This window comes from Streptomyces sp. NPDC039424 (assembly GCF_055639495.1).
In genome coordinates this window covers 137,461-150,055 of record NZ_JBVKAI010000022.1, presented here as the reverse complement: position 1 = coordinate 150,055, position 12,595 = coordinate 137,461, and the positions used below count along the sequence as shown (strand labels likewise).

16 protein-coding genes are annotated in these 12,595 nt (G+C 72.4%); 8 read left to right on the top strand and 8 right to left on the bottom strand.

The window, feature by feature from the left end; genetic code table 11:
* Positions 1–218 (top strand): alpha/beta hydrolase (locus tag ACZ7L0_RS37005; RefSeq protein WP_471246958.1); only part of this gene is annotated, 218 nt, incomplete at its 5' end.
* A gap of 5 nt (positions 219–223) precedes the next feature.
* Here the strand turns inward: ACZ7L0_RS37005 and ACZ7L0_RS37000 are convergent.
* Positions 224–667 (bottom strand): hypothetical protein, encoded by a 444-nt coding sequence (locus ACZ7L0_RS37000; RefSeq protein WP_471246957.1) that lies wholly within the window; start codon positions 665–667, stop codon positions 224–226.
* A 97-nt stretch (positions 668–764) separates the two neighbouring features.
* Between ACZ7L0_RS37000 and ACZ7L0_RS36995 the strand changes: the two genes are divergently transcribed.
* Positions 765–1,133, top strand: a complete 369-nt coding sequence (locus ACZ7L0_RS36995) for a MerR family transcriptional regulator (RefSeq protein ID WP_471246956.1) — start codon at positions 765–767, stop codon at positions 1,131–1,133.
* 52 nt (positions 1,134–1,185) lie between these two features.
* Here the strand turns inward: ACZ7L0_RS36995 and ACZ7L0_RS36990 are convergent, their stop codons facing one another.
* A complete protein-coding gene (locus tag ACZ7L0_RS36990; RefSeq protein WP_471246955.1) occupies positions 1,186–1,764 on the bottom strand; it encodes a Dps family protein in 579 nt (192 codons plus the stop codon).
* A 237-nt stretch (positions 1,765–2,001) separates the two neighbouring features.
* Between ACZ7L0_RS36990 and ACZ7L0_RS36985 the strand changes: the two genes are divergently transcribed.
* The 6 genes from ACZ7L0_RS36985 to ACZ7L0_RS36960 all read left to right on the top strand — a co-directional run bounded on the left by ACZ7L0_RS36985 (position 2,002) and on the right by ACZ7L0_RS36960 (position 8,362).
* A complete protein-coding gene (locus ACZ7L0_RS36985) occupies positions 2,002–3,222 on the top strand; it encodes a low temperature requirement protein A (protein WP_471246954.1) in 1,221 nt (406 codons plus the stop codon).
* 173 nt (positions 3,223–3,395) lie between these two features.
* A complete protein-coding gene (locus ACZ7L0_RS36980; protein ID WP_471246953.1) occupies positions 3,396–3,605 on the top strand; it encodes a DUF6417 family protein in 210 nt (69 codons plus the stop codon).
* 97 nt (positions 3,606–3,702) lie between these two features.
* The gene (locus tag ACZ7L0_RS36975) at positions 3,703–4,860 is read left to right on the top strand and encodes an MFS transporter (RefSeq protein ID WP_471246952.1); all 1,158 of its coding nucleotides are present in this window, start codon (positions 3,703–3,705) and stop codon (positions 4,858–4,860) included.
* Between the two features lie 107 nt (positions 4,861–4,967).
* Positions 4,968–6,041: a LacI family DNA-binding transcriptional regulator gene (locus tag ACZ7L0_RS36970; RefSeq protein ID WP_471246951.1), complete on the top strand. Its 1,074-nt coding sequence runs from the start codon at positions 4,968–4,970 to the stop codon at positions 6,039–6,041.
* Positions 6,042–6,229: 188 nt separating this feature from the next.
* The gene (locus tag ACZ7L0_RS36965; RefSeq protein WP_471246950.1) at positions 6,230–7,291 is read left to right on the top strand and encodes a right-handed parallel beta-helix repeat-containing protein; all 1,062 of its coding nucleotides are present in this window, start codon (positions 6,230–6,232) and stop codon (positions 7,289–7,291) included.
* A gap of 42 nt (positions 7,292–7,333) precedes the next feature.
* Positions 7,334–8,362 carry a methyltransferase gene (locus tag ACZ7L0_RS36960; RefSeq protein ID WP_471246949.1) on the top strand — a complete coding sequence of 343 codons (1,029 nt, stop codon included), beginning with the start codon at positions 7,334–7,336 and terminating at the stop codon, positions 8,360–8,362.
* 88 nt (positions 8,363–8,450) lie between these two features.
* Here ACZ7L0_RS36960 and ACZ7L0_RS36955 read toward each other — a convergent pair whose 3' ends face one another.
* The 6 genes from ACZ7L0_RS36955 to ACZ7L0_RS36930 are packed head-to-tail and all read right to left on the bottom strand — an operon-like array spanning position 8,451 to position 12,532.
* Positions 8,451–8,783: a TcmI family type II polyketide cyclase gene (locus ACZ7L0_RS36955; RefSeq protein ID WP_471246948.1), complete on the bottom strand. Its 333-nt coding sequence runs from the start codon at positions 8,781–8,783 to the stop codon at positions 8,451–8,453.
* A gap of 17 nt (positions 8,784–8,800) precedes the next feature.
* Positions 8,801–9,280, bottom strand: a complete 480-nt coding sequence (locus tag ACZ7L0_RS36950) for an SRPBCC family protein (RefSeq protein WP_471246947.1) — start codon at positions 9,278–9,280, stop codon at positions 8,801–8,803.
* Position 9,281: 1 nt separating this feature from the next.
* Positions 9,282–9,539, bottom strand: coding sequence for an acyl carrier protein (locus ACZ7L0_RS36945; RefSeq protein WP_471246946.1), 258 nt, complete (start codon positions 9,537–9,539; stop codon positions 9,282–9,284).
* Between the two features lie 43 nt (positions 9,540–9,582).
* A complete protein-coding gene (locus ACZ7L0_RS36940; RefSeq protein ID WP_471246945.1) occupies positions 9,583–10,833 on the bottom strand; it encodes a ketosynthase chain-length factor in 1,251 nt (416 codons plus the stop codon).
* Positions 10,830–12,098, bottom strand: a complete 1,269-nt coding sequence (locus ACZ7L0_RS36935) for a beta-ketoacyl-[acyl-carrier-protein] synthase family protein (protein WP_471246944.1) — start codon at positions 12,096–12,098, stop codon at positions 10,830–10,832. Before ACZ7L0_RS36935 ends, ACZ7L0_RS36940 begins: the two co-directional genes overlap by 4 nt.
* Positions 12,095–12,532 carry a cupin domain-containing protein gene (locus ACZ7L0_RS36930; protein WP_471246943.1) on the bottom strand — a complete coding sequence of 146 codons (438 nt, stop codon included), beginning with the start codon at positions 12,530–12,532 and terminating at the stop codon, positions 12,095–12,097. Before ACZ7L0_RS36930 ends, ACZ7L0_RS36935 begins: the two co-directional genes overlap by 4 nt.
* Positions 12,533–12,595: the final 63 nt, after the last annotated feature.

Below are 12,595 nucleotides of genomic sequence, written 5' to 3'. Positions count from 1 at the left end.
CGGCCCTGGTCATCACCGCCGAGGCGGACGTGCTGCGCGACGAGGGCGAGGCGTACGCGAACAAGCTGCGCGAGGCCGGAGTACCGGTCACCGCCATCCGCGTCCAGGGCGTCATCCACGACTTCGTGATGCTCAACGCCCTGCGCGAGACCCACGCGGCCGAGGCCGCCATCGGCCAGGCGATCAGCACCCTGCGCACCGCACTGGGCACCGGCTGACGGCGTCACGCGCTGTCCCCCGCCCTGCTGAGGCGCCCCGCCGCCGACGCCCACGGCACCAGCTGGGCGATGCCGAAGGAGACCTCCACGACGAGGAACGCCCACAGCAGCCGCGTGGCCCCCTGGGTGAGCGCGTACGCCTGCCACATCGCGAACAGCGTGCGGGCGACACCGTCGTACAGCCCGTGCACCGCCAGCGGCCGGAGGATACGCAGCAGGGCCCAGACGACCACGACCGAACCCAGCAAATTCGCGTACATGGTCTGCATCGGGTCGAGCGGGGGGAAGCCCCCGAGTCCCAGCGTGTCGCCCAGCGACGACAGCGCGTCGTGCACCAGGGCGTACGTCCACGGCGTCGCGAACCCGGCGGTGACGACGAGGTCGTACCAGGCACTGGCGCGGACGACGCGCGGATAGGCGGCGTATGACGGGCCGAGGGCACGGATCACGGTGTGGCTCCCACTGGTCGGGCGACGGCGACGGCGTCACGCTAAACAGTGGAGTACGCTCCATGGTCAACCCCGTGAGCCGAGCCGACGGAGGGTCATGCTGATCGGAGAGCTGGCCGCGCGCACCGGTATGACCAAGGACGGCATCCGGTTCTACGAGAAGGTCGGCCTGGTCACGGGCCGGCGGCTGCCCAACGGTTACCGTGACTTCCCGCCCGAGACGGTGCCCTGGCTCGACTACGTCCGCACCGCGCAGACCCTGGGTTTCTCCCTGGCGGAGATCGCACGGCACGGCGAGGAACTGCTGGACGCGCCGGACTCCGCGGCGGCCCTGTCCGCGCTGTTCGAGGAGAAGATCCGGGTCGTCGACGCCCGCATGGCGGAACTCGCCGCCCTCCGCGCCGACTTGGAGAAGCGCGCCGGCACGGGATGCCCGCTGCGGGCGGCGCCCGGCCGGACCGGCTGAGCCTCGGGCCGCGACCTCCCCGCGCCTCGGGCCGGTTCGGCCGCGACCTCGGTCAGGCCCGGACCAGCGGCGTGTCCACCAGGTGCTCGGCCAGGAACCACGCCTGCAGTTCACCGGTCCTGATCACCTGCGACACCAGCAGGTCGTTGGTGCCGTCGTCACCCAGCTCGGCGGCCCTGGCGGCACCGTCGTGGGCGTCGACGAGGATGCTCTCGTGGGCCTCCAGCAGCCGCGACAGCATCGCCGGGACCTGCTCGACACCGTCCGGCGGCCGGGGGATCGAGGTGATCTCCGCGACGTGGCGGGGATCGCCCACCGCGACACCGCCCAGCGACTGGACGCGTTCGGCGATGGTGTCGACGATCTCGAGCTGTTCCCCCGCGTGCTTGTCCAGGACCAGGTGCAGTTGGTAGAAGGTCGCGCCGCGCATCAGCCAGTGGTGCTTCTTGTACAGGCCGTAGAGGATCTGTGTGTCCGCCAGCACCTTGTTCAGGCGCTGGCACGAGTACATCCGCGCCTCGTAGGACAGGCCGACCGGGAACTGCTTGACGGTCCCGAACTCCTGGATCACCTCGCCCTTCTGGTGCAGCCAGGGCTGGCTGCCGGTTCCGGGCCGGGAGCTGGTGGTCATGTGCCGCCTCCTGCGGTGCGTGCTGTGCGTACCCGAGGACGCTAGGTGCCCGCGCGGCCAACGAGTTGCCCAGCAGCGCACGCGGTGCTGCCTGCGGGCGCACTGCGCCGCCGCCCCCACTCCGGCCGTGCGCTCTCGGGCACACCTCCGTGCACCAACGGACAACGGGCCGCGTCCTGCCGTCCTAGCCTCGGCGGGACGGCGACGCCCGGGGGAGGCGGCACGGCGAGGAGGGGCATGAGCGCGCAGGAGCGGGCCATCGACGCGAGCCCGGCCCGCGGCCGCCGGCGCGGCATGCGGGGCCGGGACCCCGCCGAGCCGCACCGGTCCGCCACCCCGCTGGAACTCCTCTTCGACCTGTGCTTCGTCATCGCGGTGGCGCAGGCGTCCGCGAGTCTGCGCACGGCACTGACCCACGGGGAGTACGCCACCGGCGTGCTGCGCTTCGCGCTGGTCTTCTTCACCATCTGGTGGGCGTGGATGAACTTCACCTGGTTCGCCTCCGCCTACGACCCCGACGACGTGCCCTACCGGCTGACCGTGCTCGCCCAGATCACCGGCTCGCTCGTCCTCGCGGCCGGTGTGCGCCGCGCCTTCGAGGACGGTGACCTCAGGATCATCACGCTCGGATACGTCGTGCTGCGCACCACACTGGCCGCCCTCTGGCTGCGGGCCGCGCTGGCCGACCCCGCCCGGCGCCGGACGACCCTGCGCTTCGCCGGGGGAGTCACGGCGTGCCAGCTCGGCTGGGTGGCCCTGCTCGGCGTTCCGCCCGCGCTGCGGCTGCCGGGCATCGCCGTGCTGATCGTCGCCGAGCTGTCCGTACCCGTGTGGGCGCAGTCCGCCGGGATGACGCCCTGGCATCCGCACCACATCGCCGAGCGGTACGAACTGTTCACCCTCATCGTGCTCGGCGAGTCCGTCGCCGCCACCACCGTCGCCGTACAGAGCGCCTTCGACCGGCACCGCGCCACCGGTGCCCTCACCGCGGTGGCGGCCGGCGGTCTGCTCCTGGCCTACGCCATGTGGTGGCTGTACTTCACCCGCCCCGCGCACACACTGCTCGCCACGACCCACCAGGCCCACCGCAGGAGGTTCCCCTGGGCCTACGGCCACTACCTGGTCTTCGCCGCGGCGACCGCCGAGGGAGCGAGCCTGGCCGCCTACGCCGACCACGTCACCCGGCACACCGGCGCCCCGTCCCCGGCCGCCGGAGCGGCGGTCACCGTCCCGGCGGCCGTCTTCCTGGTCACGGTGTGGGCCGTGCATCTGCGCCCGCACCAGCGGAAAGCGGCCGAGTGGCTTCCCTACCCCGTCGCCGCGGCCACCCTCCTCCCGGCCGCCTGGTCCCCGGCACCCGCCCTCGCCGCGGGCGCGCTGCTGGCGGCGGTCGTCGTCGTGGTCACCACCGGCCCCGGCCCTGACGGATCCGGCCGAACCGACGACGCCGAGCGGTAGTCCGCCAGGGACGGGCGGGCACGTCCCGCCGCGTCGGCGAAGCTCCCGCGAGACGGACGGAAGCGGGCCGTGGCGGAGAGTCCGAGAACAGTTCCACGGGAACTTCCCCGGTGGGGGACGTGCGGCTCGTCGAGGCTGCGTGAGGGCCATCAGACCGGGTACGTTGCCCCACCATGGACGGCTACGACCCCCCAGACCTGGACGAGACCGACTTCCTGCCCGGGGGCGGCACCGCCGAACGGCTGGCGGTGCTGCACCAGGAGGAGGCGCACGACCTGCTGGACCTGCTGCAGGCGGGCACCGCCGAGGGCGGCCCCCCGTTGTCGCCGGAGGCGCATCGCGTGGCCCGCGAGATCGCGGCCCGCATCCCTTCGCCGAACTGACCGCCGCGGTGGCCGGCGAGATCTTGACGGGCCTGATGTTACCGGTAACGCTCATGGTGTGACCGAGCCGACCACCCGACCACGTACCGGCGCCCGCGTGAGCGAAGGCGTCCCCGTCTTCAGCCCGGCCGCCGTCGTCGCCTCCTGTGTGGGCTTCGTGCTCATCGGCGCGCTGCAGGCCCTGTACGGCCCCGCGATCCCGGCCTTCCGCCGGGAGTTCGGGCTCACCCCCTCGGCCGCCGGACTCGGGCTGAGCGCCCACTTCGTCGGCGGGGTGGCCGGAGTACTGCTCTTCGACCGGCTGTACGGCCGGATCGGCAACCGGCGGATCCTCGCGGCCTCGTATCTGCTGATGGCGCTCGGCGCGGCCGGTTTCGCGCTCGCGCCCGGCTGGCCCGCCGCGCTGGCCATGGCGCTGCTGGCCGGGCTCGGCTTCGGCGGCATCGACTACGGCCTCAACCAGCTGTTCGCCGTCGGCTTCGGCCACCGGTCCACCGCGATGCTGAACATCCTGAACGCGCACTTCGGTGTGGGCGCGATCCTCGGTCCGGCGCTCATCGGCGCGGTCGGCGCCGAGCACTACCCGGCCGTCTTCCTCGGCTTCGCCCTCGTCGACCTGCCGCTGCTGCTGTGCCTGAAGGGCGTACGCGACCGGGCGCCGCAGCCGTCCGACGCGGCGGGTCAGCCGGGCGATGGGCCGGTCCTGACCCGCAGCCTGGCGTCGGTGCTCGCCATGTTCGTCGCGCTCTACGTGCTGCACGTGGGCATCGAGGCGGGCGTCGGCGGCTGGGAGCCCACGCATCTGGAGACGGTCGGCTACGGCGCCGGGGCCGCCGCGACCGCCACCTCCGTCTACTGGCTGATGATGACGGTGGGCCGGTTCCTCGTCGCGCCGCTCGCCCTGCGCTTCTCGGCGCGGTCCATCATCGCCGTCTCCTGCGCGGGCATGACCGGCTGCCTGCTGCTGGCCGCGGTCCCCGGCCTCGCCCCCTACGCCTACGCGGGCGTCGGCCTGTTCATCGCGCCGGTCTTCCCCACCGGCCTCCCGTGGCTGCACCGGTCGGCGCCCCGGGCCCGCCGGGCGGGCGCGCTGGTCATCGCCGCGTCCATGGTGGGCGGTGTGGCCGCGGGCCCGCTGCTGGGCAAGGCCATCGAGTGGTCCGGGATCCGGGCGGTGCCGCTGCTGCTCTGCGGTGTCTCGGCGCTGTGCCTGGCCGCCACGCTGTGGCTGATCCGCGGCACGCGCTCCCGCTGAGGACCTGTCGCGATCCGCTGCGGTGTGCCCCTCCCGTCCGGCCTATCCTGTGGATCCGCCGGGCGGGGAAGGCCCGCCGTGACCAGGCCGAAGGAAGCGACCCGACCATGTCCCGCAGTACTGCCGACAGCTCGGTGCCCCCGCGGCGCAGCCGGCGCAACTTCGCGGGCACGCGCCCCGTGATGGACGACGTGGCCCGGCTGGCGGGTGTCTCCAAGCAGACCGTGTCCCGGGTGATCAACGACAACCCGGCCGTCCGCCCCGAGACCCGCGAGGCCGTCCGGGCCGCCATGCGCTCGCTCGGCTACCGCCCCAGCCGCAGCGCCCGCTCCCTGGCCAGCGGCAGAACCCGGATGCTCGGCGTGATCTCCTTCGACGCGGCGCGCTTCGGACCCGCCTCCATCCTGACCGCGATCAACACCGCCGCCCAGGACGCCGGATACCTCGTGAGCTCCATCGCCCTCGACACGGCCGACCGGGACACGGTGGTCCGCGCCGCCGACCGCCTCTCGGCCGAGGGCGCCGACGGTGTGATCGCCATCGCCCCGCAGAGCCGGGTGGGCCGCGCCCTGGCGGAGGCACACCTCGACATGCCGCTGGTGGTCCTGGAGAACGACCTCGGCGACGACACACCCCTGATCACCGCGGACTCCACGACCGGGGCCCGCCTGGCCACCGAACACCTCCTGCGCCTCGGCCACCCCACCGCCTGGCACATCGCGGGCCCCGCCGGCTGGACGTCCGCCGACGCGCGTGCGGCCAGCTGGCGTACGACCCTGCGGGCGGCCGGGGCGCACGTCCCCGAGCCCCTCTTCGGCGACTGGAGCGCGGACTCCGGGTACGAACTGGGTCGCCGGCTGGCCGAACGCGCCGACGTCACCGCCGTCTTCGCCTCCAACGACCAGATGGCCCTGGGCGTGCTGCGCGCCTTCCACGAAGCCGGCCGCCCCGTCCCCGACGAGGTCAGCGTGGTCGGCTACGACGACATCCCCGAGGCGGCCCATCTGCTGCCCCCGCTGACCACCGTGCGCACCGACTTCGCGGAGATCGGCATCCGTTCCCTGCGCCTCCTGCTGGACCGCCTGGAAGGCGCCACCGTGCCTGCCTCCGCCCCCGCCGACCTCGTCGTCCCCGTCGAACTCATCGTCCGCCGCAGCACGGGCCCGGCACCGGGGCAGTAGCCGACTGCCGCCCGGGAGGCGGGATCGTTCGGGCTGGAGTATGCGGGGTGGGTCCGGCTCGCGGAGGCCTCCGCGGGCCACCTCGCCCCGCCGGGCGGCCGGCGCCCGTCACCCGTCCGGCGGCGTGACACGCCGCCGGACGGCCCATCCGGCCCATCCAGGGTCCTTTGGGTCATAACGTGCGGAATATGACGAAATGCCATATCGCCTACCTCGCCTGCACCGCGGCGCTCCTCGGGGCCGGACTCGGCGCGGCCCCGCCCGTCAGCCTCCCCGAGGTCCATGTGGTCACTCCGGGGCACTCGATCCAGAAGGCGGTGAACGCCGCCAAGCCCGGCGACACCGTCCTGGTGACCAGCGGCATCTACCACGAGAGCGTGAAGGTGAGCACGTCCGGGGTGGCCCTGCGCGGCATGGGCCGGACCACGGTGATCGAACCGAGCACCGCCAAGGTCGTGAACAGCTGTGCCGCGGGCGGCAACGGCATCTGCGTGGTGGGGAAGGCGGGCCGCCCCGTCCGCGGGGTCACCATCTCCTCCCTCGCCGTCACCGGCTTCGCCCACAACGGCGTGCTCGCCGCGGACACCGACCGACTGACGGTGCGCAACGTGACCGCCGTGCGCAACGGGCAGTGGGGTATCGCCCAGGAGCGCTCCCTGCGCAGCGTGCTGCGGGACAACACCGCCCAGGACAACGGCGACGCGGGCATCTTCCTCGCCAACACCATCGCGACGGAGGAAGGCGCCTGGGACGCCCTGGGCACGGTGGTCGAGCACAACAGGCTGGCGGGCAACCGGATCGGCGTCACCGTCCGGCGTCTGCGCAACATCACCGTCACGGGCAACGACGTCACCGGCAACTGCGCGGGCCTGTTCGTCGTCGGCGACGAGAACAAGCCCAAGGCCGGCGCCGTGACCGTCGCCGACAACCGGGTCGTGGAGAACAACAAGTACTGCCCGAAGACCCCCCGGCTGCCCTTCCTCCAGGGCTCCGGCATCGTCCTGACCGGCGCCGAGGACAGCCTCCTGACCGGCAACCTGGTCACCGACAACTCCGGCAAGTCCCCGCTGTCCGGCGGCATCGTGCTCTACAAGAGCTTCGTCGGCGTCACCAGCGAGCGCAACCGGATCAGCGACAACACGCTGCAGAACAACGCACCGGCGGACCTCGTCAACCAGGAGTCCGCCAAGAGCAAGAACACCTTCGAGCACAACTCCTGCCGGGCCTCCAAGCCCGCGGGACTGTGCTGACCGGCCGTACCCGTCCGTGAACCCAAGGAGGAGAGGCGGCACATGACGACCTCATCAACTGCCCCACCGCCGTCCATGCGGCTGAGGGAACTCGTCTTCGGGGCGGCGTGTGCCGCCGCCGTCCGCGCGGCGGCCCGGCTGGGCGTCGCCGACGCGCTGGGGGACAGCCCCATGGCCGTGCAGGACCTCGCGGCCGCGGTGAAGACCGAACCCAAGCCGCTCAGGCGGCTGCTGCGGGCCCTGTCCTGCTACGGCGTCTTCGCCGAGCGGGAGGACGGGACGTTCGCGCACACCGAGATGTCCCGGCTGCTGCGCGAGGACGACCCGAACAGCCTGCGCTACATCTCGCTGTGGTGCACCGAGCCCTGGACCTGGGACGCATGGCCGCGCCTGGACGAGGCGGTGCGCACCGGCCGCAACGTCGTACAGGACCTGTACGGCAAGGAGTTCTTCCAGTACCTCAACGAGGACGCCCCGGAGTCGGCCGACGTCTTCAACCGGGCCATGACCACCTCCAGCAAGCAGTCCGCCCAGGACGTCGCCGACCTCCTGGACCTGTCCGGGGCCTCGTCGGTGGCCGACATCGGCGGCGGCCAGGGCCATGTGGTGGCGAGCCTGCTGGAGAAGTACCCGTCGATGCACGGCACGCTGCTCGACCTGCCGCGCGTGGTGGAGAACGCCGACCCGCGGCTGCGGGCGGGCGGCTCCCTCGCCGACCGGGTGCGCATCGTCCCCGGCGACTGCCGCGAGGGCATCCCGGTCAAGGCCGACGTCTACATCATCAAGAACATCCTGGAGTGGGACGACGAGAGCACCGCCCGGTGCCTGCGCAACGTCATCGAGGCGGGCGGGCCGAGGACGCGGGTCGTGGTCATCGAGAACCTGGTCGACGACACCCCGTCGATGCGGTTCAGCACCGCGATGGACCTGCTGCTGCTGCTGAACGTCGGCGGCGCCAAGCACACCACCGAGAGCATGGTCGGCCGGCTGACCGCCGCGGGCCTGGTCATCGGCGACATCAGCCCGGTCAACCCCTACCTGCACGCGTTCGACTGCACCGTCCCCGGGTGACCTGCCCGGACGTACGAGACCACCGGTCGCCGGGCCCGCGACGCTGCGGGCCCGGCGACCGGTGGCCGTCCGGGGGCGGACGGCGGCGTCAGACGGCTCGGTCCCGCTCCCAGAGGTAGAAGCGGTGCGCCATCGCGTCCTTCGGTGAACGCCAGGTCTCGGGGTCGTACGCGCTGACGTACGCCGACAGCCGCTCGCTGATGTCCCGGAACTCCGGGTGCCCGGTCACCTTGGCGATGGCGGGACCGGGGTCCTTCTCGGACTCGACGAGGTGCAGGTACACATCACCGAACTGGAAGAGGCTGCGCCGGGCGACGCCGACGAGGTGGGGCAGCTCCCCCCGGTCGGAGTCCTCGAAGATCTTGGCGATGTCCGGGGCGGAGCCGGGGGCCATCCGGGCCACGATCAGGGCTTGGTGCACGGTCTTCTCCCTCCGGCTCAGTCGGTCAGGCCCGGCTGGGCCCCCCGCTCGGCGGCGGCCTTCTCGACCCGGTCGCGGATCAGGGCCATCTGGACCTTGGAGTTCCTGTTGATGTTGTCGGTCATCCAGTCGTCGTCGACCGGCGCCTCCGGCTTCATCGCGAAGTCCTGGGTCCAGATCATCCGGGTGCCGCCGTCGACCTCCTCGTAGCGCCACCGGATGTTCATGTGGGCGAAGGGACCGGTCTCGACCCGGCGGGCCTTGACGGTGAGGGACGGGCGGTCGGTCTCCCGCTCCGAGACCCAGCTCCACACGGTGCCGTTCTCGTCGGGGTGCATGGTCAGCCGGAAGGTGGTCTTGTTCCCTTCCTGGGACAGGATGTCGGCGGAGGCGTACTCGCTGAACAGCTGCGGCCAGTTCGCCACGTCGTTGGTCATCTCCCACACCAGGTCGAGCGGTGCGGCGATGGTGATCTCGTTCTCCGTGTGTCCGGCCATGTCAGGCTCCTGCCAGAAGGGTGCTGTTGACGAGGTCGAGGAACTGACGGGGGGTCCTGCAGCGCTCCGCGTCGGGAGGCATCGGCGTGCCGTGCCGGTTCTCCAGCTCGCCCACGATGCCGAGCAGGCCGAGCGAGTCGATGCCGAGCTCGCCGAAGGCGGTGTCGGGCCGGTCCGTCAGCTCCTGGGGGCTGACCGTGATCCCGGCCGCCTTCTTCATGAGCTCGGCCAGTTCTTCCACGGTGATTTGGGCACTCATGTCGTTCCTCTCCTTGTGCTTCGGTTTCGCTCCGGCGACCTCGCTACGAGGCGTCGGCGGCGCCGTGCCGCAGCACGAGCGCCGAGTTCGACCCCATGAGGCCCCGGCTGAGGACCAGCGCCGTGCGCAGCTCGGCGGCGCGGGCGCGGCCGGTCACGAGGTCGAGGTCGTGGCAGACGTCGAACACGCCCGGGGTGGGCGGGATCAGGCCGTGCTCCATCGCGAGCACCGCCGCCGCGGTGTCCAGCACGGGCGCCGCGCAGTAGCCCCGCCCGGTGCCCGTCTTCGGCGCCGTCACCGGTACCCGCCGGCCGTGGGCGCCGAGCGCGTCGGCGATCGCCAGCGCCTCGGCCCGGTCCGCCGCCGGTACCCCGAGGGCGTCGGCGAAGACGACGTCGACCTCCTCGGGGGCGCAGCGGGCCTCGTCCAGGGCGCCCCGGATCGCCTCGGCCAGTCCCTCCCGGGTCGCCTCCCAGCGGGAGGCGCCGGTGAAGGTCGCCGCGTGCCCGGCGAGGACGGCCCGCACGGGCACACCCCGTTCCCAGGCCGAGGCCACCTCCTCCACGACGAGCATCGCGCCGCCCTCGGAGGGCACGAACCCCGAGGCCTGGTCGGTGAACGGGCGGTAGGCGCGCGCCGGATCGTCGACGGTGCTCAGCTCCTCGTAACCGAGCTGGCAGACCATCGAGTACGGGGCCAGCGGCGCCTCGGTCGAGCCGGCCACGATCACGTCGGTGCCGCGCCGCACGGCCCGCGCCGCGTGGGCGAGCGCGTCCAGGCCCCCGGCCTCGTCGGCGGCGACCACCGAGCAGGGACCTTTGAAGCCGCGGCGGATGGAGATCTGGCCGGTGCTGGCGGCGTAGAACCAGGCGATGGACTGGTACGGGCCGACGAACCGGCTGCCCTTTCCCCACAGTTGCTGCAGTTCCCGCTGGCCGAACTCGCCGCCGCCGGAACCGGCCGCGGTGACCACGCCCACCGAGAACGGCGCGTCGTCGGTGTCGGCCTGGCCGAGGCGGGCGTCCACCAGGGCCAGGTCGGCCGCGGCCATCGCGAAGTGCGTGAACCGGTCGGTCTGGACGAGGAACCGCTCCTCGACCGCCGCCGACGGCTCGAAGCCGCGGACCTCACCGGCCACCCGCAGCGGCAGGTGCTCGCAGCCGTCGCGGGTGACCCGGTCCAGGACGCTCAGGCCCTCCTGGGTGGACTTCCAGAAGGCCTCCACGGTGGTTCCGTTGGGCGCGACCACACCGATTCCGGTGACGGCCGCGCGGCGCGGATAGGGTTCGCTCATGGTGTCCTCTCCCTTGGCCGGGTCAGGATCACCGCGGACTGGAAGCCGCCGAACCCACTGCCCACGGACAGGACGCTGTTCAGCTTCCGCTCGCGGGCGACGCGCGGGACGTAGTCCAGGTCGCACTCGGGGTCGGGGGTCTCGTAGTTCGCGGTGGGCGGTACCACCTGGTGGGCCAGGGCCAGCACACAGGCCACGACCTCGATCGCCCCGATCGCCCCGAGGGAGTGACCCACCATGGACTTGATGGAGCTCATGGGCGTGCCGTAGGCGTGCTGTCCCAGCGCCCGTTTCACCGCGGCCGTCTCGTGGCGGTCGTTCTGCCGGGTGCCCGAGCCATGCGCGTTGACGTAGTCGATGGCCGTGCCGTCGAGCCTGGCGTGGTCCAGGGCGACCTCGATCGCCCGGGCCATCTCCAGGCCCTCGCTGGTCAGACCGGTCATGTGGTAGGCGTTGCCGAAGGTTGCGTAGCCGCCAAGCTCGCAGTACACGTGTGCGCCGCGGGCTCGGGCGTGCTCCAGTTCCTCCAGGACGAGCACCGCCCCGCCCTCGCCCATGACGAACCCGTCACGGTCGTTGTCGAAGGGACGGGAGGCGTGGGCCGGATCGTCGTTGTTGGGGGAGGTCGCCTTGATCGCGTCGAAGCAGGCCATGGTGATCGGCGAGATCGGCGAGTCCGAGGCGCCCGCTATGCAGATGTCCGCCCGGCCCTCCTCCACGGTGTGGAAGGCGTAGCCGACGGCGTCCAGGCCCGAGGTGCAGCCCGTGGAGACGGTCTGCACCGGACCGCACGCCCCGAAGGACTCCGCCACCGCCGAGGCGAGGGTGCTCGGCGAGAACGCCCGGTGCAGATGCGGCTCCGCCTCCCGGTGGTCCACGTCCCAGCGCTCACCGCGGTGGCTGACCAGGACGTAGTCGTGCTCCAGCCGGGTGGTGCCGCCGACCGCCGTCCCCAGGGACACCCCGACCCGCCAGGGGTTCTCCCGGGCGAGGTCGAGGCCGGAGTCGCGTACGGCTTCGTTGCCCGCGACCAGGGCGAACTGGATGTACCGGTCCGCCCGGGCGATCTGCTCCTCGTCCAGCCCGTGCACCGCCGGGTCGAAGTCGCACTCGGCGGCGATCCGCGAGCGCAGGCCGGCCGGATCGAAGAACGTGATGCCCCGCGTCGCGGTACGGCCGCTCGCCAGCAGATCCCAGAAGGCGGGTACGCCGATCCCGCCGGGCGCCACGATGCCTATGCCGGTGACCGCCACCCGCCTGGTCACGACCGGACCCCGCCCGCGTCGGCTCCTTCGACGACGACCGTGGCCGGCTCGGTCTCCTCCGTGTCGACGTGCCCGAGCTGCGGGCGCGGCGCCAGCGGGCCGAGGTGGAAGACGATGCGGGCCTCCACGTCGCCGACGTTGCGGAAGCGGTGGCGCATGTGGGCGGGGATCATCAGGCCCTGCTCGGGCCGCAGCGGGTGCGGATCGCCGTCCAGGTCCACCTCCAGCTGCCCGCAGACGACGTAGACGAACTCCTCGGAGTACGGGTGGTAGTGCTCGCCGATGCGGTCGCCGGGCCGCACGATGGCCACACCCATGAAACCGCTGGTGGAGCCGACCGTGGCGGGGGTGAGCATGGCGCGCAGATCGCCGCCGCGCTTGACGTTGGGCTCGACCTCGCTGAGATCCACGATCTTGGGACGGGGTTTGATCACGACGTTCCTCCGATGCTGTGCTGCGTCGACGTGGGGGGTGTGGCCGTCGCGGGCCGTGTGCTG